Genomic DNA, 25117 nt, shown 5'->3' on the forward strand with positions numbered 1-25117 from the left:
GGGTTAGAACAGGCCCATCTGCTTATCGATCAACGCTGTAAAGTCATCCTGCACAAACGGCAGGATGGCATCGGCCACCGGCTGCAGTTGCCGGGTCAGGTAGTGGTCGTAGTCGATGGCTGAATGCCGGGTCTCCAACGGCTCGGGGCCGGCCACGGTGATCACATAGCTGATCCAGCCACCGTTCTGGTACTGCCGGGGCCGGCCCTGGCGCTGATTGAAGTCGTCAGCCATGCGCGCCGCCCGTACATGCGGCGGCACGTTGCGTTGATAGTCGGCCAGTGGCCGACGCAGACGCTTGCGATAGATCAGCAACTCATCCAGCTCCCCGGCCAGGGTTTGGCGCACAAATTCACGCACATAGGCCTGGTAGGGCTGACGCCGAAAGATCCGCTCGTACAGCGCCTGCTGAAACTGCCGGGCCAGCGGCGACCAGTCGGTGCGCACACTTTCCAGTCCCTTGTAGACCATCTCTTCGTGTCCGTCGCCACGCTGGACCAGCCCCGCGTAACGCTTCTTGCTGCCCTCTTCGGCGCCACGGATGGTCGGCATCAGGAACCGTTTGTAGTGGGTTTCGTACTGCAGTTCCAGGGCACTGTCGAGGTCGTAGCTGTCGCGCAAATGCTCACGCCACCACTGGTTGACCTGCTGCACCAGACGCCGGCCGATGGCGTCGGCATCGGCCTCGCTGTGAGCGCCCTTGAGCCAGACGAAAGTGGAGTCGGTGTCGCCATAGATCACCGCATAGCCCTGGGCCTCGATCAGCTCACGGGTGCGGCGCATGATCTCGTGGCCACGCAGGGTGATCGATGAAGCCAGGCGTGGATCGAAGAAGCGGCATCCGCTGGAACCCAGCACGCCGTAGAACGCATTCATGATGATCTTCAACGCCTGCGACAGCGGCGCGTTATGTTCGCGCTTGGCCGTCTCGCGCCCTTGCCAGACCCGCTCGACAATCGCTGGCAGACAGTGATGGCTGCGGGAAAAGCGCGCACCGCGAAAGCCGGGTACCGATGTATCGTCACCCGGCTCGCGCAGGCCCTCGATCAAACCCAGCGGGTCGATGAGGAAGGTGCGGATGATCGAGGGATACAGGCTCTTGTAATCCAGCACCAGCACCGACTCGTACAAGCCCGGCCGCGAATCCATGACAAAGCCGCCGGGGCTGGCTTCATCGGGCCGCTCGCCCTGGTTCGGCGCAACAAAGCCCTGACGGTGCATCAGGGGGATGTACAGGTGGCAAAATGCAGCAACCGAACCGCCGCTACGGTCGGCTGGCAGGCCGGTGACCGTGGCCCGCTCCAGCAGGAAGGTGAGCAGCTCGGTCTTGGCAAAAATGCGCGTGACCAGTTCGCAGTCCTTGAGGTTGTAGCGCGCCAGGGCCGGCTTGTCCTCGGCGAACATGCGGTTGATTTCGTCCATGCGCTGGTACGGCGTGTCGATCGCCTTGCCCTCGCCGAGCAGGGTCTGGGCGACGTTCTCCAGGCTGAACGAAGGGAAGCTCCAGGTCGCCGAGCGCAACGCCTCGATACCGTCGATGATCAAACGCCCGCTGGCCCCGGCAAAAAAGTGCGCACGGCTGCCATGCTCGCGCCATTCCATTGGCTCACCTTCACGTCCCAGGCACAGCGGGACCTGCAGTTGCTGGGCGTGTGCCTGGAGCACGCGCAGGTCGAACTGCACCAGGTTCCAGCCAATGATCGCATCGGGATCGTGCAGCGCCAGCCAGTGGTTCAAGCGCTCCAGCAATTGCGCGCGGGTGTCGCAATACTCAAGGTCGAAGTCGATACCAGTGGCGTCGCCGTTGGCCGGGCCAAGCATGTATACCTGGCGCTGACCACAGCCTTCCAGGGCAATGGAATACAACTCGCCGCGCTCGGTGGTTTCGATGTCCAGCGACACCAGTTTGAGCTTTGGGCGGTAGTCGGGAGCTGGTTTCAGCTGGGCGTCCAGCAATACACCCTGTTCGTCCGGCGTGCCACTGAAGCTGACCGGGGCGGTGATGAACCGCTCCATCAGGTAGCGCTCGGGCGGACGGATGTCAGCTTCGTAAACCTGCACCCCGGCAGCGCGCAGGCGCTTCTCCAGCTGGATCAACTGGCGATGCTGACGGCAGTACAGGCCCAGCACAGGTCGTTGCTCGAAGTCGCGCAACTCAAGTGGCCGCAGCTCGACTCCACGCTCACCCCGCAGCACCGCCTGTGCTTGCTGACGGTAGGCTACGGGGATAAAGGCTACAGAGGTTTGCAGCGGCAAGCGCAGGCGACGTGGGCCCTGATCGGTGGCCAGCCAGAACTCGACGCAGGTGCCTGCCGGGGTATCGCGCCAATGCCGGGTCAGGACAAAGCCCTGCTGTAACTCCACCGCTGCAACCTCGAAATATCCTGTCTGAGCAGCGATTCTACCTTAGCCAACCACCCGCGCGCCCGGCACAAAACCATGACGATGGGCGCGACTGGCAATCAGCAAGGCCACGCTGATCAACAGCAACACTACCCAGGTGAAACTGCCCACTCCCCAGAAGTTCAGCAACAACCCACCGAGCAGGCCGCCCGCGGCGATGGCCAGGTTCCACACGGTCACGATCAACGACTGGGCGACATCGGCCCCCTCTCCTGCGGCGTCGGCGCTGGCGGTCTGCAATAAGGTTGGTGCACCACCGTACGTCAGGCCCCAGAGCGCTACGCTGACAAACACCAGCAGCGCCGACTGACCGACCAACCCCAGCACCAGTGCCACCGTGGCAAAACCGACCAGGCTCCACAGCACCAGGCTGCGCAAGTGCCGGTCGACCCAGGTCCCCACCAGAGCGATACCGGCCAGGGCGGCGATGCCGAATGTCAGCAGCACCAGGTCGGTACTCGCGGCCAACCCCGCAGCAGCAAGAAACGGCACGATATAGGTGTACAGCACGTTATGGGCCAGGACCCACGTGAGAATCACCAACAGAACCGCCACTACTCCTGGCGTACGCAACACCTGGCTGACACGCGGGCGCTGGCCCGGCTTGTGGCCGTCAAAGTCCGGCACCTTGCACAGCACCCAGGCAACCAGCCCTAGAGTTGCAACCGAGACCAGGGCAAAGGTATTGCGCCAGCCGATCAGTTCTCCCAGCCAGGTACCGGCCGGCACCCCCAGCGACAGGGCGACTGGCGCACCGATCATTGCCACCGCCATGGCCCGGCCTTGTTGCGCCGGGCTGACCATGCGCCGCGCATGCCCGGCGATCACCCCCCAGGCCAGGCCTGCGGCGACGCCGGTCATGAAGCGCGCCGCCAGGGTCAGCAGGTAGGACTGCGACAAGGCCGTCAAGGTGTTGAACAGTAAAAAGCCGACAATCGCCAGCAACAACACCGGACGCCGCCAGCCTTGAGTCAGGGTCACCAGCGGAATGGCGGTGAGCAACGAGCCCAGGGCATACACCGTGACCAATTGCCCGGCCATGGCCTCGCTGATCTGCATACCGGCCGAGATCTGCCCAAGCAGCCCGGCGGGCAAGGTTTCGCTGAGGATGGCAATGAAGCCGGTCATGGCCAGGGCCAACAAACCACTGAGCGGTAGCGGTTGCTCGACAATTTCCGGGGCTGGCGGGGCGGCGGCTGTGCAACTCATCTGAGTCATGGTGAAACTCCTGGGTAAAAGACCAGGGCAACCTTACGGGCGGCGGCTACTACGGATAAAGACGGGTAGTATTCCGCACATCCAGGACACAGATGTCCGCAATAGGAGTGCCAGGTGGATAGCCTCAATGGATTCGTAGTGTTTGTCCGGGTTGCCGAAACCCGCAGCTTCGTCGCCGCCGCCCAGTCGCTGGGAGTAAGTGCCTCGGCCATTGGCAAACGCGTGGCGCGTCTGGAAGCGCGCCTGGGCGTGCGCCTGTTTCACCGCAGCACCCGCAGTATCACCCTCACTGCCGAGGGTATGATGTTTCTCGACCGCAGCCAGCGCATCCTTGCCGAAATCGAAGCCACCGAGCTTGAGCTGTTGCAGGCCAATCAAACGCCGCGCGGCCGCCTGCGGATCAGCTTGCCGCAGGTCACGGCCCTGGTGATGCCGGCCTTGAGTGAATTCATGGCGCTGTACCCGGAGATTGAGCTGGACCTGGATTTCAGCGACCGCATGGTCGATATCATCGGCGAAGGGTTCGATGTGGTAATGCGCGGTGGTACGCCGTCGGACTCACGCCTGAAGGCGAAATTTCTCGGCCATTTCCACCATCTGCTGGTGGCGTCGCCCGGCTACCTGCAACGCTGCGGTACCCCACTCCACCCTGACGAGCTGAGCCGCCACACCTGCCTGCACTATCGCTTCCCCAGCAGCGGCAAGCTCGAGCGCTGGCCGCTACGCCGTGAAGAGCCCGAGCGCGACTATGAGATCCCGGTGTCGATGGTCTGCAACCATGTCGAGACCCGGATCTGCTTTGCCATGCGCGACCGTGGCATCACCTGCCTGCCGGATTTCACCGTGCGTCAGCAATTGGCCAAGGGTGAGCTGGTCACCGTGCTCGACGATTACCTGGAACGGCGCGGTAGTTTCTACCTGCTGTGGCCGTCCGGTCGGCAGATGCCGCCACGCTTGCGGGTGTTCATCGACTTCATGGCCGAGCGGCTGTTTGCTGAACACGAGCGCTACACGCCGCACAGCTATTAGTCATACAAATAATCAACTCCGTGCAAGGGTGCTTGCGGCACCCGGGCACACAGAAATTCCCCCAGCGCCCGCACCTGCCGAGCCTGGGGGCTGGACCTTGGCCAGGTCAGGTAGTAGCTCTCTGCCGTGGCCACAGCCTGGGGAAAGGGCATGACCAACCGACCGCTGTCGAGCTCGCCCTGCGCCAGCAGCAAATCGACCACGGCGATGCCCGCACCTTGCCGGGCAGCGCTGATACCCTGGTCGAGGGTGTCGAACAGCTGGCCACGGTCGATCGTCACCTGCGCTGCACCCAGGCGCGTCAGCCAGCGCCGCCAGTCGCGACGGTCCGCCGAGGCATGCACCAGCTCAAAGCGGTTCAAGCTGTTCAGGTCCTGCGCAGCAACAGCCTGGTGGTCCGGGCTGCACACCGGTACCAACCACTCATCAAAAAGCCTGAGGCTATCGACCTCAGCGGCAAATCGCCCGTCAGCCAGGAGAATGGCGGCCTCGAAAGGTTCACTGTAGAAATCGACGTGATCGATATCCATCCACACACTGGACAACTGAACACGGCTGGCTGCGTCCTGCAGGCGAAACTGCTCAAGCACCTTCAGCAACCAGCGCATGGTCAGGGTCGATGGCGCCTTCAGGCGAATGCAATTGCGGTCCTGTTTAAGCAGGCCGCAGGCATTTTCGATGATCTTGAACCCGACTTTCAGTTCCTGAGCCAGCAAGCGTCCCGATTCGGTGAGCGACAGTTTCGGGCCGCGGCGCTCGAACAATGCGCAGTCGAACAAGTCCTCGAGTGTCTTGATGTGGTGGCTGATAGCCCCCTGAGTCAGCGCCATTTCCTGGGCCGCCCGGGTAAAGGAGCCATAGCGCGCCGCCACTTCGAAAGCCCGCAGGGCCTGCAGCGCTGGAATTCGTTCGGACATGGTCATTCGCAAGCATGAGTAGAACTAATAGAAAGCCATAGCAACAGGCGTTTTACAAGGCTGGGAGGGCTGTCGAGAATGCCCGGCCACCTCCCTGTTGCTGAGCGCTATCGATGAACACCGCACTGCTTTTGACCTATGCATTGACCGTCACGCTGTTGATCGCCACGCCGGGGCCGGTGGTCGCCCTGGTCGTCAACACCGCCGCAAGCGCCGGTCGCCGCCAGGCCCTGCTGACCGCCATCGGTACCAACGGCGCTTCGCTGGTATTGATTGCCCTGGCTGCCGGCCTGATTCTCACCAGTGCAGCCATCGCCCCGCAGGTGCTGACCGCGCTGAGCCTGGTGGGCTGCCTGTTCATCGGCTACCTGGCGATTGCCAACCTGCGCCAGACACTGTTGCAAAGTGCCGATAGCGCCGAGACATCCAGCACTCGGGGCAGTCTGTGGAAAGGTTTTGCCATCGGTCTGTCGAACCCGAAAGACATCCTGTTCTTCGTGGCATTTTTCCCGCAATTCATCCAGGTCACGACGGATACAAGTCACAGCCTGTTACTACTTTCCCTGCTCTGGACCGTAATGGATCTGGCCATATTGAGTCTATACATCCTGTTGACCAGCAAACTGACAACCCCGCGGCGCCAGCGCATGATCAGCCTGACCAGCGGTGTTGTGCTACTGCTGATCGCCGCAGCGGGACTGCTTTACAATCTCCATGCACTCTGGACCTGAGGCTTCGTGGCTTTCGAGACCGGTCCTACAACGGTTAGAATGTCCGGCTTTCTCCCAGGCCCCTTCGAGCCCCACTATGGATAGTCGGATTGAACCCTGAACATCACCAGCCTGCCATTTGCTTGATGCGCAACCGTCAGATATCGCTCCTCCGTATGTTCCCCCTGCTGCCCACACGCTTTCTGGGTGTACTGCTGGCGGCACTTGCTCCTGCCTGCGCCTCGGCTGACAGCCCGCCAATCGACCCCCACGCCGACCTGCTGTACCGTCAGGCGTTGACCCTCCTGGATCAAACCGACCACCAGATCAGCGGCTTGAGCCTCAAGACCAGTACCACCGACCAGGACCTCGCGCAACAGGGCCAGGCCATGGGCCGCAGCCTGGCTCCGGCAGTGAGCCTGTTGAACAAAGCCGTGGAGCTGAATCACCCGGTGGCCCGCTACCGCCTGGCTCTCTATTACATGACCTACCTGCCCGCTGAACAGGTTCCGCCGGTGGCCTGTCCGCTGCTGCAGACCAGCTTGGCCCAAGGCTTTGCACCTGCCGCCCTGGGGATTGAGGCCTGGTGCACGGACTACCGCCAGAGCGCTGCGTTTGTCAGGGCTCTCGAAAACATCCCGAACGTGGCCAGCCGCTTCGCCGCCTACTATCCGCAACCTGCCGAGCGCTTGCTGTGCAACCGCGAGCAGCCCCAGGGACTGGCGATGCAGTGGGGACGCCAGCGTGACTACCAGGCGGAAATCTACCGCCTGCAGGGCAACAGCAACCCCGATCAACGTCAGCGTTACTGGCAGAAAGCCGTCGACCTCAACGGTTGCTTTGCGGTCAACCAGCGCTTGCTCAGCAGCCAGTATTAAACCTTGCGTAGCTCCCGGGCAGAGCCTGAACAGCAAGATCGTTCAAGTCACCCGCGCGTAGCTCTGGCATGCTGTGCAACCTTGTTCAGTAACCGCATATTTCCATGTCCAGTCCGCCGTTCGCCCGCCAAGCCTTTATCCAGGGCGCCATTGCCATCCTGCCCTTGTCCCTGGCCGTTGCCCCCTGGGGGCTGCTGGCCGGTTCCATGGCCATCGAAGCCGACCTCACACCGTGGGAAGGCCAGGGCCTGTCAGCCATTGTGTTTGCCGGTGCCGCCCAGCTGGTGGCGATCGGCATGATCAAGGGTGGCGCCAACCTGTTCTCGATTCTCTTGACCACCCTGCTGCTGACCTCGCAGCACTTGCTCTACGGTTTGTCGATGCGCCCGGTACTGTCGGGCCTGCCCACGCGCTGGCGGCTGGGCCTGGGTTTTCTGCTCACCGACGAGTTCTTCGCCCTCACCAGCCAGTATGACCAACAGCAGTTCAATCGCTGGTACGCCCTGGGGGTGGGCCTGACGTTCTATATTGCCTGGAACCTGTTCACCCTGGCCGGCATCATCCTCGGCCAGAACATCCCGCACCTGGATCAACTGGGCCTGGACTTTTCCATCGTCGCCACCTTCGTCGCGCTGATCGCGCCACTGGTGCGCAACCTGCCCACCGTGGTCTGCGTCGCGGTGTCGTTGTTCAGTTCGGTGCTGTTCAGTTTCTGGCATTGGGAAACCGGTCTGGTCGCGGCCGGCCTGCTGGGCATGAGCGCCGGCTTCATCTGTCAGAAGTTCAGCGGAGCACGCTCATGATCTTTGCCTTGATTGTCGGTATGGGCTTGCTGGTGTTTCTCAACCGTTACGCCTTTCTCGAACCGCGCCTGCCGCTGCGCCTGAGTTCCAATGCGCGGCAGTTTCTGGGCTTTGCCGTACCGGGCATGCTCACGGCGATCTGCGGGCCGATCATTTTCCTGCCCGGCCACCAACTCGACCTGAGCCTGGCCAACCCTTACCTGCTGGGCTCGATAGTCGCAGTGGTGCTGGTCCTGTTGACCCGCAGCACCCTGATCAGCATGCTGGTCAGCATGGCTTTCTTCTTTGTCTTTCGCTGGTGGTTGAACGGCAGCCCATGAACCTTGCACCGCAGGAACAGACCCGCTTCTGGCAAGCGCCGGCACTTGGCGATATCGAGTTGCTGCACGCCACGTATTTCCAGCAACGCTTTGCTCCGCATGTGCATGAAGGCTATGTCATCACCATCATCGAGTCCGGTGCCCAACGCTTCTGGCATCGCGGCAGCGAACACCTGGCGCCGGTGGGCAGCATGGTGCTGATCAACCCCGATGAACTGCACACCGGTGCCAAGGCTCACGAACAAGGCTGGCGTTACCGCGGCTTCTACCCGGACAGCGAACGCATCACCGGGGTGCTGGACGAACTGGAGCTCAAACGCGACGGTTTGCCCAGCTTCGAGGCCAGCGTGCTGCACGACCCGCAACTGGCCAAGGCCTTCAGTTGGTTGCACTACTCGGCGGAAAACGGTGCCAGTGCCCTTGAGCAGCAGACTGCCTGGCGCGAGGCGGTGCTGTTGCTGGTGCAGCGTCATGCCCGTGTAGGCGGCGCGGCCAGCATCCGTCAGCCGGGTAACGAACCCTGCGCCGTGGCCCGGGCCAAAGAGCTGATGGACAGTCGCCTGGCGTACCCGCCGTCGCTGCAGGAGCTGGCCGAGTCGGTCAACCTCTCACCCTTTCACTTCGCCCGGGTGTTTCGCCAGGCCACCGGCCTGCCACCGCATGCCTGGCTCAAGCAGCGGCGCCTGAGTCGGGCGCGGGAGTTGCTGAAGAATGATTGCCTGCCATTCAACGTGGCCTTTGCCCTGGGGTTTGCTGATCAGAGTCATTTGAACCGGCAGTTCAAGCAGGCTTATGGGGTGACGCCTGGGGAGTATCGGCGGGCCTGTGTCGGGGAGCGTTCGGCTTGAGAATGCAATCGCGGGGCAAGCCCGCTCCCACAGGTCTTACCTAATCCTGTGGGAGCGGGCTTGCCCCGCGATCTGGCTTATCAGGCCGGCGCCGAAGTGCGGATCAGATGATCAAAGGCCGCCAGTGAAGCCTTGGCACCCTCGCCCACCGCAATCACGATCTGCTTGTACGGCACAGTAGTCACGTCGCCTGCGGCAAACACGCCGGGCAGGTTGGTCTGGCCACGGGCATCGACAATGATCTCACCACGCGGCGACAGTTCGAGCGTACCTTTGAGCCAGTCGGTGTTGGGCAGCAGGCCGATCTGCACGAAGATCCCTTCCAGCGCGATGTCATGCAGCTCGTCGCTGTTGCGATCCTTGTAACGCAGGCCATTGACCTTCTCACCGTCACCCAGCACCTCGGTGGTCAGTGCACTGGTGATGACTTTCACGTTCGGCAGACTGTGCAGCTTGCGTTGCAGCACGGCATCGGCGCGCAACTGGCTGTCGAACTCGATCAACGTCACCTGGGCAACGATACCCGCCAGGTCGATAGCGGCTTCCACACCCGAGTTTCCGCCACCGATTACCGCCACACGCTTGCCTTTGAACAGCGGGCCATCGCAGTGCGGGCAGTAGGCCACGCCACGGCTACGGTATTCCTTCTCGCCTGGCACGTTCATTTCGCGCCAGCGGGCACCGGTAGCGAGGATCACGGTCTTGGCCTTGAGCGAGGCGCCACTGGCCAGACGTACTTCGTGCAGGCCGCCGTCGGTGCCCGGAATCAGCGCTTCACCGCGCTGCAGGTTCATGATGTCGACGTCGTACTGTTTGACGTGCTCTTCCAGGGCCATGGCCAGTTTCGGGCCTTCGGTTTCCTGTACCGAGATGAAGTTTTCGATGGCCATGGTGTCGAGTACCTGACCGCCGAAGCGCTCGGCCGCCACACCGGTACGAATGCCTTTACGTGCAGCGTAGATCGCCGCTGCGGCACCGGCCGGGCCGCCGCCCACCACCAGGACGTCAAAGGCGTCCTTGGCGTTGATCTTCTCGGCCTGGCGCTCACCGGTACTGGTATCGAGCTTGGCGAGGATCTCTTCCAGGCCCATGCGGCCCTGGCCAAACACTTCGCCATTGAGGTAGACGCTCGGCACGGCCATGACCTTGCGCGTTTCCACTTCGGCCTGGAACAGTGCGCCATCGATGGCGACATGGCGGATATTGGGGTTGAGCACCGCCATCAGGTTCAGCGCCTGGACCACGTCCGGGCAGTTCTGGCAAGACAGCGAGAAGTAGGTTTCAAAACTGAACTCACCCTTGAGTGCACTGATCTGCTCGATCACTTCCGCGCTGGCCTTGGACGGATGACCGCCAACCTGCAGCAGGGCGAGCACCAGCGAGGTGAATTCGTGGCCCATGGGGATACCGGCAAAACGCAGGCCAATGTCCGCTCCCGGGCGGTTGAGCGAGAACGACGGGCGACGGGCGTCGTTGCCATCTTCACGCAGGGTAATCAAGGTGGACAGGCTGGCAATTTCTACCAGCAGGTCGCGCAATTCGCGGGATTTCGCGCCGTCATCGAGGGAGGCAACGATCTCGATCGGCTGAGTGACCCGCTCCAGGTAGGCTTTCAACTGAGTTTTAAGCGTGGCGTCCAACATACGGGCGATTCCTTTTTCAAACGGTAGAAAATAAAACGCCCGGGCGAAAGCGCCCGGGCGTTTTGCGGGGCGGTGACAACGTCAGGTGCGGTAGGCCACCGCCCTCGGCTGGCTCACGGTCTTAGATCTTGCCGACCAGGTCCAGCGATGGCGCCAGAGTGGCTTCGCCTTCTTTCCACTTGGCCGGGCAGACTTCGCCTGGGTGGGCAGCAACATACTGGGCAGCCTTGATCTTGCGCAGCAGTTCGCTGGCGTCACGGCCAACACCGCCGTCGTTCAGTTCAACGATCTTGATCTGGCCTTCAGGGTTGATCACGAAGGTGCCACGGTCAGCGATACCGGCTTCTTCGATCAGCACGTCGAAGTTGCGCGAGATGACGTGGGTCGGGTCACCGATCAGCGGGTACTGGATCTTGCCGATGGTGTCCGAGGTGTCGTGCCAGGCTTTGTGAGTGAAGTGGGTGTCGGTCGACACGCCGTAGATTTCTACACCCAGATCCTTGAACTCGGCGTAGTTGTCGGCCAGGTCGCCCAGCTCGGTCGGGCAGACGAAAGTGAAGTCGGCCGGGTAGAAGAATACGACGGACCATTTGCCCTTGAGGTCGGCTTCAGACACTTCGACGAACTTGCCCTGGTGGTAAGCAGTGGCTTTGAACGGTTTTACCTGGCTGTTGATGATAGGCATGAGTGACTCTCCTTCAGGGGGTTGAAAAATCTGATGGGAGAATCGTAGCTAATACATTCCCTCAATGCTCATTGGTAAAGCTCATGTTGCTGATTGGTTTTGGCTATAAGCGCCGGGGCAGATAGTTTGAACCCTCATAACAACGTTTCCGGCCGATCATCACCGGGAGGCTGCTCACAGGTTGCAATCAGTAGCATCGGTGCGCTGCCGGCCGGTTTGATATCGGGCATCTGATAGTTCAGCAGACACTTTTGCTGCGCACTGTCCCCCCAACGTACCTGTAAACGCCCCTGCTGGTTGACACCCCGCACATGCAAGCGGCTGCCCTGCCCGACCATTCCCAGCTCATCGCCAGACTCATCCAGCACCTGGGCAGCGAACGGTAAGGCGCCACCGTCGGCCAAGCGTGCGTCGATCACGGCGCTGCGACCGCTACGGGTGGGGTAATACAGCAAAGGGGCTGCACCGGCGCGCGGCACGACTTGCTGGCTGCTGATCTGCAGCTCGACATCCTGCGAGGTGCCTTTGGGGTCCAGCTCTACGGTATTGAGGCTGTAGGGCGTCAACTGCGGCAGCACGCCATAGCCACGCCTGTCGAGCCGTACCTGCGGCGCCTGTTTGAGCCGTGCATGCGCTGCCCCCGGCGCATGCACAATGGCAAAGCTCTCGCCAAGTGACGGTGCCGCTGTCAGTCCTCCAGCGTGGCCGACCAGCCCACCACGAACGCCCAGCGAGGCCTGACGGTAGTCGCTATGGTGGGTTAACGCGCCGCTGATTTCAGCAACCGGCCCAGCGTAGAGTAAGTTGGCATCCAGGCCAGCAGTGCTGCGCCGTTCGTCCTGTCCGCTGGTCAAGCCCAGGCCGTAACCCCATTCGCCGTACTCCCCCGCCGTGCTGCTGAGCCGCGTGCTGGTCGTACGCTGGCCTTGACCATCGCTGTTCAGGCTACTGCTCAATGAGCTGCGCCGGGTTTCACCGAGCGGCAAGCTCAAGGTCAAGCCGACATGATTACGTCGCCCCGACGATGAGTACTGCTCACGGCTGGCGGTAACGCCATAGCCCAGCGAGCCATAGTGATTGAAGTAGCCGAGCGAGTAACTCAAATCGCTCCCCGCTTGCCGCCAATATTGTGTACGTGTGGTCTGCAGCCTCAGGCGGCCACCTTGCCCTCCCACCCCCTGACTGACGGCAAGGCTTGCGCGCAGGCGCGCACGTGCCTGATCGTGCAGATTGCGCCCGCTGTCGCGCTGTGCGCGGGCAACGTCGTTGAAAGCGTAGTAGTCCAGGTCACTGCTGGTCAGATTGGCGCTCAGGTCGGTCATCGACGCGGTCATCACCTGGCGCCAGCTCAGGCGCAGTGCCTGACCGCCGGACGGCTCGTGCCAGGCCAGGTCTGTGTGTGACTGCAACAGGGTCAACGCCACGGCTCCCAGGCGACTGTTCATGGTGGCCCCCAGCGCACCCGACTGGTAACCCTCGGCGCCAAGCAGGCCGGCATGGACACTGAAACGATTGTTCAGACCCTGTTGCCAGCTGCCCTGCACATGTTCCGGCCCGGTATCGCCCAAACCATCGCGCCAGCGCCCGAGGCTGAAATCAAAGCGACTGGCCCCCGGGCGCAGCGCCAAGGGCGCCACCTGATAAGGCACGGTGAAGGTTCGCTGGTTACCATCGGCCTCCCTGAGGGTTACCTGCAGATCATCGCTGAAGCCATTGGCATACAGGTCACTGATTTCGAACGGGCCGGGTTGCACGGTCGACTCATGTATCACCACCCCGCGCTGGCGTATGGTCAGCAACGCCGTACTGTAGGCAACACCGCTGACCGTCGGCGCAAAGCCACGCTGCGAGGCCGGCAACATGCGTTCGTCGCTGCCAAGCCCCAGGCCCAGATAGGCGATACTGTCGAACACTTCACCACGGCTGTAGGCCTGCCCAAGAGTCAATTGCGCGTGCCACGCCGGGACATCGCGCTGTACGTAAGTGGCCACGGGCTGGTAGTGCCGCTCGATGCCCTCCCCGGCCTGCAGGTTGCCTTCGTGACGCCAGTACCAGGCGCCGGTGTTGACGCCGCTGCGCACCCCTAGAAATGATTGGTTCCAGCGCTGCTCATCCGTTCGGCTCTGTTGACTGAAAAGATTGAGGCGATAGTCGATGAAGGCCACGCTCACACCACTGTCCCATTGCTCAGGAGGCAGATAATCACGTGGTGTATGCAGCAGCGCCTGCTGAGCAATCTGCAGGGTCAGCCGCAGTCCGGCAAAATCCAGGCGCTCGCTGGCTTCAAGCCCCAGCGCCGACAACGGCAGGCAGCTATCGGCAGGCTGCAACTGTTCGCGAACGGAAGCCGCAAACTGAGCCGAGTCTACGGCCAGGGCTTGAAGCAAGGCGCCGGTGTAGCAAGGGCTGGCCTGTAAATCTTCACCGTGCCGACGCAAGGGCACCGACCAGCGCCCACTCCAGTTCTCATTTATCACCACATCCAGGGACTGATCGCCCTCAGGCACCGCATCAGAATGCTGGAATCGACTGACATCGGTCGCAGGAGCGCTTTCTCCCTGCAAGAACCTGGCATCGAATTCCAGGGCCGTTGCCTGAGCCTCACATCCGGCCAGCGCTATTACTACGCACAGCAGAACCCGGACCGGCAGCCGCTGTGGGCCGGTAGAAAAAGTAATCATTGACGTCGACTCCAGCGCGTTCAGTGCGGGCGCACGACCTCGGCGGGCTGCTGTGCAGGCAGCACAGCGCCATAGTCATTGACACTGGCAAAATGCACCGTCGCCGTCGACGCCTCGGCCCGCTCCAGACCTGGCAGTGCAAACAGCCGTGTCGACAAGGGGTCGATATGGCTGCTGGTTGCCTCATAGTTGCGCCCACTCAAGTGCACGGACAGTTCAGCGAGATTGACGTAGAAACCGCTGGGATTGCTCGCCTCCAGCGCCCAGGCGTCATCACCCTTGAGCAAACGCCAGGTCAACGCTTGCGGCGCCTGCTGGGCGTTGCCCGCAAGCCCACGAGGCCGGTACAGCAACTTGATTCGAGAACGCACGGCAACCTGTAGGGCATTGCCCTCGCCTTTGGGTGGAATGTCCAGCACGTTGAGCCAGTAGAGGCTCTCACGATCCTGAGCAAAATCATGCTGTCCCTGAAACAGACGCAACGCCTGTCCCTTTCCCGGATCGAGCCGAAACAGTGCCGGTGTCAGGCTGAAAGGTACCCGCAGTTGCTCCACAGGCACATCCGCTCGGCCATCATCGACCCACACTTGCACCAGCGAGGGACGCTCGCCCTGGTTACTCAGACTTACCGTAACTTCCGCTTCCTCACCGGGATAAATCACCCGGGTCGTGGCAATCACCACGCTGGCGTTGGCCGCTCCACTGAACAGACAGGCAGCCAGCAGCCACCCGCGCCAGAACGGCAGGCAGGGTCTTTTCATGAAAATTTCCTGGATCGACTGCACACAGAGGAAGGCAGCCCATCACGGGCTGCCTGAGGTGTCACGGGTATATCAGAGTGTATTGCACGCGGGTGTTCACCAGCCCTGGGGTGCTGTTACCCAACGAGTAATATTCGGCCGAGTAGTTGAGTTCCGCCTGGCCGTTGGTGATACCGACGATTTGGGAGTTCTGGCTGCCTTGGGCGCCCGCCAGGTTCATCGGTATATTGGTTGAGTTGCGCAGTTGAACTTCGACATTAGCACTTCCGCCCGCATCCACGATCAGCCGCCCTTGTGGATTGACGGTGGGTCCGGGTTCAAAATAGGTGGAAACGCGATTCAAGCCAGGCGAACAGTTGCTCAACCTCAAGGCGAACGGCGTGTTGCCAGTGACCTGACCGGGATTGACCAGAAGGCGTGCCTGTACTGGGGGCAGTGTGACCGCCACGTCGTTCTGGCCGCCATTGACCTGGCAGGTACTCGCCAGAACGCTGCCGCTGAAACTCATCTGACCATTGGCTTGCGCCAGTCCCGCACTCAGAAGAAGGCTGCAACCCAGTGCAAGCAGATGCTTTTTTGAAGGTTTCATAGTGACATTCTTGTGGGAAATGATTGGGACAATCAGGCCCTGACCTGACTGTGCGCTGCGATGCAAGGCCCGGTCAGTATCTGGAATGTCGCTATCGGCGAATGTCAGCTGCAGTCAATCGGAGGAGTCCGTTTTCGTCACAGCTCAGGTAGGAAAAAACACCACCCCTGCGCCGTAACCGCGCAGGGGCGTGATTCAACGTGAAACCGGCGTACGCAGGGTAACGAATTCTTCGGCAGCCGTTGGATGCACACCGATGGTTTCGTCGAACTGCTGCTTGGTCGCCCCGGCCTTCAGCGCAATGCCAAGGCCCTGGATGATTTCGCCGGCATCCGGGCCGACCATATGGCAACCCAACACGCGGTCGGTGTCGGCGTCGACCACCAGTTTCATCAGGGTCTTTTCCTGCACCTCGGTCAAGGTCAGCTTCATCGGCCGAAAGCGACTTTCGAAGATCTGCACCTTGTAACCCTGTTCCAGCGCCTGTTCTTCGCTCAGACCCACGGTGCCGATGGGCGGCTGGCTGAACACCGCCGTCGGAATGTTCTGGTAGTCCACCAGGCGATAGTGCTCAGGCTTGAACAGGCGCCGGGCCACGGCCATGCCTTCGGCCAGGGCCACCGGCGTCAGCTGCACACGGCCGATCACATCGCCAATGGCGAGAATCGACGGTTCGGTGGTCTGGTACAGCTCATCGACGCGAATGAAGCCGCGCGGATCGAGCTCCACGCCGGTGTTTTCCAGGCCCAGGTTGTCGAGCATCGGCCGCCGCCCCGTGGCGTAGAACACACAGTCTGCCAGCAGCTCGCGACCATCCTTGAGGGTCGCCTTGAGGCTACCGTCGTCCTGTCGCTCGATACGCTGGATATCGATGTTGAACTGCAGGTCCATGCCGCGTTTTTCCAGCTCTTCCTTCAGGTGCGTACGCACCGCGCCGTCAAAGCCGCGCAGGAACAGGTCACCGCGGTACAACAGCGAGGTTTTCGCCCCCAGGCCCTGGAAGATACCGGCGAACTCGACGGCGATATAGCCACCGCCAACCACCAGCACGCGCTTGGGCAGGTCCTTGAGGAAGAAGGCTTCGTTGGAACTGATCGCCAGCTCCTTACCCGGAATGTCCGGGATCTGCGGCCAGCCGCCCGTAGCAATGAGGATGTGCTCGGCGCTGTAGCGCTGGCCGTCGATCTCCACTTCATGGGCACCGGTCAGCCGGGCGTGGCCTTCGAGCAGGGTCACACCGCTGTTGACCAGCAGGTTACGGTAGATACCGTTGAGCCGCTCGATCTCGCGGTTCTTGTTGGCGATCAACTGACCCCAGTCGAACTGGGCATCTTCCAGCGACCAGCCAAAACCTGCGGCCTGCTCGAAGTCATCGGCAAAATGCGCACCGTAAACCAGCAGTTTTTTCGGCACGCAGCCGACGTTAACGCAGGTACCCCCCAGGTAACGGCTTTCGGCAACCGCCACTTTTGCACCAAAGCCCGCGGCAAAACGCGCAGCGCGCACACCGCCGGACCCGGCACCAATCACGAACAGATCAAAATCGTAGGCCATTTCAGTCTCCTTGCCAGGCCGTCAGCATACCCCGACTGACAAGTCGGAAACAAAAAAGCCACCCGAAGGTGGCTTTTCATACAACACCGAAGACTCAGTAAGCCTTGCCGGTCTTGTAGAAGTTCTCGAAGCAGAAGTTGGTTGCTTCGATGTAACCTTCGGCGCCACCGCAGTCGAAACGCTTGCCCTTGAACTTGTAGGCAATAACGCAACCATCCTGGGCCTGTTTCATCAGGGCGTCGGTGATCTGGATCTCACCGCCCTTGCCCGGCTCGGTTTCTTCGATCAGCTTGAAGATGTCCGGGGTCATGATGTAACGGCCGATGATCGCCAGGTTCGACGGGGCATCTTCAGGCTTTGGTTTTTCGACCATGTTGCGTACACGGTACAGGTCGTCGCCGATCAGGTCACCGGCGATCACGCCGTACTTGCTGGTTTCCTGCGGGTCGACTTCCATGATCGCAACAATGGTGCAGCGGTACTGTTTATACAGTTTGACCATCTGCTTGAGTACGCCGTCGCCGTCAAGATTGACGCACAGGTCATCCGCCAGCACCACGGCGAACGGCTCATCGCCGATCAGCGGACGACCGGTGAGGATCGCATGGCCCAGGCCTTTCATTTCAGTCTGACGGGTGTAGGAGAACGAGCACTCATCGAGCAGACGGCGGATGCCGACCAGGTATTTTTCCTTGTCGGTGCCTTTGATCTGGTTTTCCAGCTCGTAGCTGATGTCGAAGTGGTCTTCCAGGGCGCGCTTGCCACGCCCGGTGACAATGGAAATCTCGTTCAGCCCAGCGTCCAGCGCTTCTTCAACACCGTACTGGATCAGTGGCTTGTTCACCACCGGCAGCATTTCCTTGGGCATGGCTTTGGTAGCAGGCAGGAAGCGAGTGCCGTAACCGGCTGCCGGGAACAAGCATTTCTTGATCATATACGTCCTTAACAAGGGCTATGCGTACTAAATTCGGCGCAGTCTAATCAGGCGGCGGCCACCTTACAATGCCCTACCGCATGCCGACCGGTGCCATGATAGAGAAATCCTAGTGTAGATAGTTCCCACGATTCGTAAATATTGCGTCCGGCACTGACCACTGGCAGGCGTCTCAGGTCCGACCGTAGCACACGCCAGGCCGGATCCTGATACAGGCGATAAGGGATGGGCCGGTCCGAAGGCTCGGCGCTGGCAGCCCTGATACATATTGGTTAAATTAGCCGCGCTCACTCAAGTCGGTCCTTGAGTCGCGTTAACCTCAAGGAGCCCAGATTGCCTGCTTCGCCAACCTCCTGGATACGTTCGCCGCTCCGTGCCCTGCGCCGACGCCTCGGGGCTGTGGCGCAGGACGATGCCGGCTGTGCTGACAGCGTTCGTCAGTATTTTCGCACCAAGGCCACTGCACAAGGCTATACCCTGAGTCGCGGCCAGTTGCAGGTCATCGAACACATGGCAACCCAGGCCGCCCGCCTTGAAAGCGGCCAGGCCCGCAGCCTGTACCTGCACGGGGCAGTCGGGCGCGGCAAAAGCTGGCTGCTCGATGGTTTTTTCCAGGCCTTGCCCCAGACGCACAAGCGTCGCTTGCACTTTCACGAGTTCTTCGCCCGTCTGCATCAAGGCATGTTCGAACACCGCCATCAGGACGATGCCCTGGCCTGTACCCTGGATCAATTGCTCGAGTCCTGCCAGGTGTTGTGCTTCGACGAATTTCACGTCCACGACATCGGCGACGCGATGCTGATCACCCGGCTGTTCCAGGCCTTGTTTGCCCGGCGCATCTTTGTCCTGGTGACGTCCAACTATGCGCCTGAGGGACTGTTACCCAACCCGCTCTATCACCAGCGTTTCAAACCGGTCATTAGCCTGATGAACAGCCAGATGCAGGTACTGCAAGTCGATGGCGAGCAGGACTACCGCAGCCTGCCCAACGCCGCCAGCCAGCAACGTTTTACTCAAGGGCACTACCTCTGCCCGGGCAGCCCGGAGCAACGTCAGGCCCTTCGGCTGCCGTCGTTTGCTGAAGCCTCGATGCCCCTTCAGGTAGGCAAGCGTCAGTTGCAGGCGCGCTTAATCCGCCAAGACACCGTAGGGTTTGATTTCGCCCAACTTTGCGAACGGCCCACGGCAGTCATCGACTACCTGGAACTGGCCCGGCGTTTCGATCACTGGATCCTCGAGGGCCTGCCATGCCTGGAGGAGTGCTCGATCGCCGAGCAACAGCGCTTCATCAACCTGGTGGACGTGCTGTATGACCAGGACAAGCACCTGGTGCTGATCGGCGCAGCGGCGCTCGACCAGAGCCTGCAAGGCTCGGCCAGCGATCTGGCACGGACGCGCAGCCGCCTGGGCCAACTGCGCCAATCCGCTGCTGAATAATTGCCCGCTTTCACCGAAACCCGCCCGCTCCCACCGCTCAACCGACGCGAGCGAAACTGGCCAGCACCGCTTCGATTTCCCCCAGCACGGCTGGATCATCCAGGGTCGAAGGCGGCGTGTAGGCCTGCTGGTCGGCAATCTTGCGCAGTACTGCACGCAGGATTTTGCCCGAGCGGGTCTTGGGCAAACGCTTGACCACCCGCACCTGATTGAAGCACGCCAGGGCGCCGATCTGCTCACGCACGCTCGCCACCAGCTCGCTCTGCAAGGCGGCCTCGTTGATACCCTGGCCGTCCTTGAGCACCACCAGGGCCAACGGCACCTGGCCCTTGATCTCGTCGTGCACGCCAATCACCGCACACTCGGCCACCGTCGGATGACGGGCAACCAGGTCTTCCATTTCACCGGTCGACAGGCGATGCCCGGAGACGTTGATGACGTCATCGGTGCGCCCCATGATGTAGACGAAACCATCGTCGTCCAGGTAACCGCCGTCGCCGGTGTGGTAGTACCCCGGATAGGCTGACAGGTAAGCATCCAGGTAGCGTTGGTGGTCGCCCCACAGCGTCTGGCTGCAACCGGGCGGCAACGGCAAGGCAATGACGATGGCGCCTTGCTGGTTGGCGCCGAGCAGTTGGCCGTCGTCGTCCAGCACGCGCACGTGGTAACCCGGCACTGCGCGGTTGCTTGACCCTGGCCGCGCCGCGCTGCCGTCCAAGCCTACGCATGGTGCGGTAACGGGCCAACCGGTCTCGGTTTGCCACCAGTGGTCGTGGACCGCTTTGCCGCTGGTCGACTCCAGCCATTGATGGGTACTGGAGTCGAGTTTCTCCCCCGCCAGGAACACTTGGCGCAGCGAACTCAGGTTGTAGCGGCGCAGCAACTCGCCATCAGGATCTTCCTTGCGGATTGCCCGCATGGCGGTCGGTGCGCAGAACAGGCCGTTGACCCGGTACTGCTCGACCACCCGCCAGTAAGCCCCGGCGTCCGGGGTGCGGATCGGCTTGCCCTCGTAGAACACCGTGGTGCAGCCGTTCATCAACGGGCCGTAGACGATCAGTGAATGACCGACCACCCAGCCGACATCGGAAATCCCCCACCACACATCACCGGCCTGCATGCCGTAGATATGGCGCATGGCAAAGCCCAGGGCCACGGCATTACCGCCGTTTTCGCGCACTATACCCTTGGGTTTGCCGGTGGTGCCGGAGGTGTACATGATGTACAGCGGGTCGGCGGCCGCCAGCTCCACCGGTGGCACCGGGCTGGCAACGGCCACAGCGCTGTGCCAATCCAGATCGCGACCCTCAACCAGGGTCGCCTGCGCTTGCGGTCGTTGCAGCACCAGCACCCGCTGCGGCTGATGTTTGGCCAGTGTCAGGGCGCGATCAACCAGCGGCTTGTATTCGATCACTCGATCGAATTCCAGCCCGCACGAGGCCGTCAACAGCAGCTTGGGGCGGGCATCGTCGATCCGCAGCGCCAGCTCGTTGGCGGCAAAGCCGCCGAACACCACCGAATGCACGGCACCGATACGGGCACAGGCGAGCATGGCCATGGCCGCCTGCGGCACCATGGGCATGTAGATGATCACCCCGTCCCCCTTCTGCACCCCAAGTTCGCGCAGCAAACCGGCCAGTCGTGCGACCTCATCGCGCAGTTGCACATAGGTGAACTGCTGCTGGCTGCCGGTCACTGGCGAGTCGTAGATCAGCGCGGTTTGCTCACCACGCCCCTGTTCGATCTGATGGTCCAGGGCCAGGTAGCAGCTGTTGAGGCGACCGTCGGCAAACCACTGATGGGTGCCGTCGGGATTGTCCGTGAGGGTGTGCAGGGGCTTGCGATACCAGGCCAGCGCATCGGCCTGTTCGGCCCAGAAAGCGGCAGGATCGGCGATGGAGCGGGCATAGCTGTGCTGATAAGTCATCGATACTGAACCCTGAACTTGTTGTTATTAAAAAGGGCGAATGTCGAGTATGGACCCACGTGACGAGGCTGCCATATGACTTAAGTCTCATCGGATGTGCACAAATGCATGCCCCAGCCCCTGTGGATGACTGGTCGGCGCTCAAGTCCCCTGCTGCGCACCGATTCCGCTATCATGGCGACCGCTTTTTTACCGGATCCGCGTTTTTCTCATGCACACCCTCACCGACCTCAAGATGGGCCGACTGGCAGGCATTACCCGGCTCGATCTGAGCGACGAGCTTGAACACTTCCCGCGGGAAATCTTCGACCTGGCCGACAGCCTGGAAGTCCTCAACTTGAGCGGCAACCGCCTGAGCGCACTGCCTGATGACCTGGGGCGCCTGCATCGGCTCAAGGTGTTGTTCTGCTCGGACAACCACTTTACCCATGTGCCTGCAGGTGTCGGCCAGTGCCCAGCACTGGAAGTCGTGGGTTTCAAGAGCAACCGCATCGAACAGCTCAGCCCCAACGCCTTGCCCAAGCGTCTGCGCGCCCTGATATTGACCGACAACTGCCTCACGGCGTTGCCCGAGGCGCTGGGTGACTGCGCGGACCTGCAAAAGCTCATGCTGGCCGGGAACCGCTTGCAGTCGCTACCCGCCAGCCTCGCGCGTTGCGAGAAGCTTGAGCTGATGCGCATTGCCGTCAACCAGTTGCAGGTATTGCCGGACTGGTTGCTGCAGATGCCGCGCCTGGCCTGGCTGGCGTATGCCGGCAATCCTTTGCCGGCGTCCTTCTGCGCGCCTGAAGATCCGGGGCATTGCCCACGCATCGATTGGCAGCATGTACGCCTGGCCCAGGTGCTGGGTCAGGGTGCCTCCGGCGTGATCCATCAGGCCCGCTGGCGGGAGCAGGATGAGCCGGTGGCGGTCAAGTTGTACAAAGGGCAGATGACCAGCGATGGCTCACCCCTGAACGAGATGGCCGCCTGCATCGCTGCTGGCGATCATCAGCAACTGGTGCGACTGGCCGGGCGTATCGACAATCATCCCGAACAGCTGCCCGCGCTGGTGATGCAACTGATCGACCCAAGCTGGTTCAACCTGGCCGGGCCACCGAGCCTGGACTCTTGTACCCGCGACACTTATCCGCCTGAACGGCGCCTGAGCCTGTCATCGGTCAGACGACTGGCGAAGGCGATTGCCTCGGTGGCTGCCCATTTGCACGGGCATGGCATTACTCACGGCGACCTGTATGCGCACAACATTCTGTGTGATGAGCAGGGCGACTGCCTGCTGGGCGATTTTGGTGCAGCATCGTTTTATCCGCAGGATGGCAGCCCTGCAGCGGCAGCCTTGCAACGGATCGAAGTGTTGGCGTTCGGGGTGTTGCTGGAGGAATTGCTTGGATGCTGCGAGGAGGATTGCAAAGAATTGCGCGTGGTGCAGCGGTTGTGCATGCGGCCTGAGGTCATGCAGCGGCCCGGATTTGCGGCGATCAGCCAACAACTTCGCGGTGTCTGAATCGCGGGACAAGCCCGCTCCCACTGTGGGAGCGGGCTTGCCCCGCGATAAGTGGCTGAATGTTTAAATCAGCCCGCCAGACCTACATAAACGTTCTGTACGTCATCGTTGTCATCGATGGCATGCAGGAAGGCTTCAACTTCAGCCATCTGCTCATCGCTCAAGCCGCTGACCGGGTTCTTCGGGGTGTAACCGATCTTCGCCGAAACAACGGTGAAACCTTGAGCAGGCAGGGCCTTCTGCACAGCATCCAGGTCGGTGGTGTCGGTGATGAACAGGGTCGCACCCTCTTCTTCACCTTCTGCGAAATCCTGGGCGCCGGCTTCGATGGCTGCCATTTCCGGATCGGCGTCAGGGCTGTTCGGGGTGGCTTCAATCAGACCGACGTGGTTGAAGTCCCAGGCTACCGAGCCCGAAGCACCCAGCTGGCCTTTGCGGAACAGTACGCGGATTTGCGCCACGGTGCGGTTGACGTTGTCGGTCAGACACTCAACGATCAGCGGCACCTGGTGCGGGGCAAAACCTTCGTAGGTCACCGCATTGTAGTTCACCGCATCGCCATCAAGCCCAGCACCCTTGCGAATCGCCCGCTCCAGGGTTTCGCGGGTCATCGAGGCCTTTTTCGCCTGCTCGACCGCCAAACGCAGGCGTGGGTTCATGTCCGGGTCAGCGCCAGCCTTCGCGGCGATCTGGATCTCTTTGGACAGCTTGCCCATGATCTTGCCCTTGGCGTTGGCTGCTGTTTCTCTATGCTTGGCTTTCCACTGTGCGCCCATCTCGACTCTCTTTGTTTCAGGTGCCGGTTCAGGTAGCGACCGGCAAAGTGGGTGCAGTTTATACGTCCTCGTGGTGGCAATCGACAAAAAAACCACTCAAGCCTTGTCGGCTTTGCCCGCCGCCGCGGCAAAGCGCGCCAGGCGTACGTCCAGGCGGCGCGGGCGATGACCGTGATCTTCGGCCTGCTCCTTGCGACGAATGGCATTGCGCACAATCAGCGAACCCAGGTAGCGGATCGGTTCAGGCGGGAAATAGCCCAGCGGACCGTTGACCAGTGGCGAGCGGGTCCAAGGGTTGTCCAGCCCCAGCGCCAGCGAGGACAGAATCTGCCCGCCCATATGGCAGGGGCCGACACCGCTGCCCGAATAACCGAAGCCATAAAACACGTTGCCCTGAGCACCCAGACGGCCGAAGAACGGCAAGCCGGTTACCGAGCGATCGGAAGGCCCATTCCAGGTAGCCGCCACCGGCACCTGGGCCAAGGCCGGAAAGAATTCGCCCAGGCTACGCCGCAACAACGGCTCATAGGGCGACGGCTGGTCGAACACCGGCAGCATCCGGCCACCGTAGGCGAAGGTATTGCCACCCTTGCCGAGCATTAGCCGGCCATCGCTGGTGTTGTGGTAGTAATGCACGAAAATCCGCGAATCCAGCACGCTGACACCGCTGGTCAAGCCGATCTGATCCAGCAGCTGCGGCTGCGGTTCGGTGATGATCATGTCGCTGGAGACAATCGCCACGCTGCGCTCGAACTGCGGGAAAGCCCGCGCCATCCAGGCATTGAGGGCCAGCACCACACGGCCGGCGCGCACCGTGCCGCCGGCGGTTTCCACCCCGGCCTGAGGCCCTTCCTGCAAACCGGTCATGGCCGTACCCTCAAAGATACGCACGCCTTTTTGCAAGGCAACCCGGCGCAGGCCACGCACCAGCTTGGCCGGTTGTACCGTGGCTGCGGCCGGTGAGAACCAGCCTTCCAGGTGCTTGGCCGAGCCCGCCAGGCGCTGCACCTGGTCCACCGGCAAGCGCTGGAACGAGTTGATGCCCTGGCGCTCCAGCGCCGCAATCACGCCATCGGTTGCGCCCATCTGGGCACGGTTGGTGGCCGTGTACAAGGTGCCGTCCAGACGGTAGTCGGCATCGATGCCATGGGCCCGGCAAAAATCACCGATGGCATGGATGCTCTGTTCCGACGCCTTGACCAGGCGCACCGCCTCCTGCATCCCGAACAGGCGTTCGAGGGTGAAATATTTGGCCGACCATGACAAGGCACAACCGCCATTGCGCCCACTGGCCCCGGCACCACAGATGTCCGCTTCGATCAGCACGACGTCCAGCGCCGGGTTGTGTTCCTTGAGCATCAGCGCGGTCCACAGGCCGGTGTAGCCACCGCCAACGATGCACACATCACAGTCGGTGTCAGCGGTCAGTGCCGGGCAGGCACTGGCGTGTTCCTGATCCAGCGCCTGTTGCAGCCAGAAGGGTCTCATGATCGGCTTCCT

At 61.7% G+C, this 25117-nt stretch carries 21 protein-coding genes; 8 read left to right on the forward strand and 13 right to left on the reverse strand.

Annotated features, from left to right (window positions below):
- Window positions 1-3: 3 nt before the first annotated feature.
- Window positions 4-2364, reverse strand: coding sequence for a DNA polymerase II (locus NPS47_RS00515; RefSeq protein WP_274293182.1), 2361 nt, complete (start codon window positions 2362-2364; stop codon window positions 4-6).
- A 42-nt stretch (window positions 2365-2406) separates the two neighbouring features.
- Window positions 2407-3612, reverse strand: a complete 1206-nt coding sequence (locus tag NPS47_RS00520; protein WP_274293462.1) for an MFS transporter — start codon at window positions 3610-3612, stop codon at window positions 2407-2409.
- 123 nt (window positions 3613-3735) lie between these two features.
- Between NPS47_RS00520 and NPS47_RS00525 the strand changes: the two genes are divergently transcribed.
- The gene (locus NPS47_RS00525; protein ID WP_274293183.1) at window positions 3736-4650 is read left to right on the forward strand and encodes a LysR family transcriptional regulator; all 915 of its coding nucleotides are present in this window, start codon (window positions 3736-3738) and stop codon (window positions 4648-4650) included.
- Here the strand turns inward: NPS47_RS00525 and NPS47_RS00530 are convergent.
- On the reverse strand, window positions 4647-5567 hold the full coding sequence (locus NPS47_RS00530) for a LysR substrate-binding domain-containing protein (protein WP_274293184.1): 921 nt from the start codon (window positions 5565-5567) through the stop codon (window positions 4647-4649). The genes NPS47_RS00525 and NPS47_RS00530 overlap by 4 nt on opposite strands.
- Before the next feature lie 113 nt (window positions 5568-5680).
- Between NPS47_RS00530 and NPS47_RS00535 the strand changes: the two genes are divergently transcribed.
- From NPS47_RS00535 to NPS47_RS00555, 5 genes are all read left to right on the forward strand, one after another.
- The gene (locus NPS47_RS00535; protein WP_274293185.1) at window positions 5681-6298 is read left to right on the forward strand and encodes a LysE family translocator; all 618 of its coding nucleotides are present in this window, start codon (window positions 5681-5683) and stop codon (window positions 6296-6298) included.
- A gap of 155 nt (window positions 6299-6453) precedes the next feature.
- Window positions 6454-7155, forward strand: a complete 702-nt coding sequence (locus NPS47_RS00540) for a sel1 repeat family protein (RefSeq protein WP_274293186.1) — start codon at window positions 6454-6456, stop codon at window positions 7153-7155.
- A gap of 104 nt (window positions 7156-7259) precedes the next feature.
- Window positions 7260-7958, forward strand: a complete 699-nt coding sequence (locus tag NPS47_RS00545) for an AzlC family ABC transporter permease (RefSeq protein ID WP_274293187.1) — start codon at window positions 7260-7262, stop codon at window positions 7956-7958.
- Complete coding sequence (locus NPS47_RS00550; RefSeq protein WP_274293188.1) at window positions 7955-8278, forward strand: AzlD domain-containing protein; 324 nt, start codon at window positions 7955-7957, stop codon at window positions 8276-8278. Before NPS47_RS00545 ends, NPS47_RS00550 begins: the two co-directional genes overlap by 4 nt.
- A complete protein-coding gene (locus NPS47_RS00555) occupies window positions 8275-9126 on the forward strand; it encodes an AraC family transcriptional regulator (protein ID WP_274293189.1) in 852 nt (283 codons plus the stop codon). The genes NPS47_RS00550 and NPS47_RS00555 overlap by 4 nt, the downstream gene beginning before the upstream one ends.
- Before the next feature lie 80 nt (window positions 9127-9206).
- On the opposite strand, the gene ahpF is transcribed toward NPS47_RS00555, so the two are convergent.
- The 7 genes from ahpF to galU form a co-directional block, all read right to left on the reverse strand.
- Window positions 9207-10769, reverse strand: coding sequence for an alkyl hydroperoxide reductase subunit F (ahpF, locus tag NPS47_RS00560; protein WP_274293190.1), 1563 nt, complete (start codon window positions 10767-10769; stop codon window positions 9207-9209).
- Between the two features lie 121 nt (window positions 10770-10890).
- Entirely contained in the window at window positions 10891-11454 is a 564-nt protein-coding gene (gene ahpC / locus NPS47_RS00565; RefSeq protein ID WP_038612379.1) for an alkyl hydroperoxide reductase subunit C, read from the reverse strand.
- Window positions 11455-11588: 134 nt separating this feature from the next.
- Entirely contained in the window at window positions 11589-14135 is a 2547-nt protein-coding gene (locus NPS47_RS00570; protein ID WP_274293191.1) for a fimbria/pilus outer membrane usher protein, read from the reverse strand.
- Between the two features lie 20 nt (window positions 14136-14155).
- Complete coding sequence (locus tag NPS47_RS00575; RefSeq protein WP_274293192.1) at window positions 14156-14896, reverse strand: fimbrial biogenesis chaperone; 741 nt, start codon at window positions 14894-14896, stop codon at window positions 14156-14158.
- Window positions 14897-14957: 61 nt separating this feature from the next.
- Window positions 14958-15485, reverse strand: coding sequence for a fimbrial protein (locus tag NPS47_RS00580; RefSeq protein ID WP_274293193.1), 528 nt, complete (start codon window positions 15483-15485; stop codon window positions 14958-14960).
- 195 nt (window positions 15486-15680) lie between these two features.
- Window positions 15681-17039 carry a glutathione-disulfide reductase gene (gene gorA / locus NPS47_RS00585; RefSeq protein WP_274293194.1) on the reverse strand — a complete coding sequence of 453 codons (1359 nt, stop codon included), beginning with the start codon at window positions 17037-17039 and terminating at the stop codon, window positions 15681-15683.
- 94 nt (window positions 17040-17133) lie between these two features.
- Window positions 17134-17973 (reverse strand): UTP--glucose-1-phosphate uridylyltransferase GalU, encoded by an 840-nt coding sequence (galU, locus tag NPS47_RS00590; protein WP_130264976.1) that lies wholly within the window; start codon window positions 17971-17973, stop codon window positions 17134-17136.
- A gap of 333 nt (window positions 17974-18306) precedes the next feature.
- Between galU and zapE the strand changes: the two genes are divergently transcribed.
- A complete protein-coding gene (gene zapE, locus NPS47_RS00595) occupies window positions 18307-19410 on the forward strand; it encodes a cell division protein ZapE (RefSeq protein ID WP_425313467.1) in 1104 nt (367 codons plus the stop codon).
- 37 nt (window positions 19411-19447) lie between these two features.
- Here the strand turns inward: zapE and NPS47_RS00600 are convergent, their stop codons facing one another.
- Entirely contained in the window at window positions 19448-21337 is a 1890-nt protein-coding gene (locus NPS47_RS00600; RefSeq protein ID WP_274293195.1) for a propionyl-CoA synthetase, read from the reverse strand.
- A gap of 211 nt (window positions 21338-21548) precedes the next feature.
- On the opposite strand from NPS47_RS00600, the gene NPS47_RS00605 reads away from it, so the two are divergent.
- A complete protein-coding gene (locus NPS47_RS00605) occupies window positions 21549-22841 on the forward strand; it encodes a leucine-rich repeat-containing protein kinase family protein (RefSeq protein ID WP_274293196.1) in 1293 nt (430 codons plus the stop codon).
- Between the two features lie 68 nt (window positions 22842-22909).
- Here NPS47_RS00605 and NPS47_RS00610 read toward each other — a convergent pair whose 3' ends face one another.
- The gene (locus NPS47_RS00610) at window positions 22910-23617 is read right to left on the reverse strand and encodes a YebC/PmpR family DNA-binding transcriptional regulator (RefSeq protein ID WP_274293197.1); all 708 of its coding nucleotides are present in this window, start codon (window positions 23615-23617) and stop codon (window positions 22910-22912) included.
- Window positions 23618-23713: 96 nt separating this feature from the next.
- The gene (locus NPS47_RS00615) at window positions 23714-25105 is read right to left on the reverse strand and encodes an FAD-dependent oxidoreductase (protein ID WP_274293198.1); all 1392 of its coding nucleotides are present in this window, start codon (window positions 25103-25105) and stop codon (window positions 23714-23716) included.
- Window positions 25106-25117 lie beyond the last annotated feature (12 nt).

Source organism: Pseudomonas putida (assembly GCF_028682475.1).
Classification (GTDB): Bacteria; Pseudomonadota; Gammaproteobacteria; order Pseudomonadales; family Pseudomonadaceae; genus Aquipseudomonas; species Aquipseudomonas putida_AG.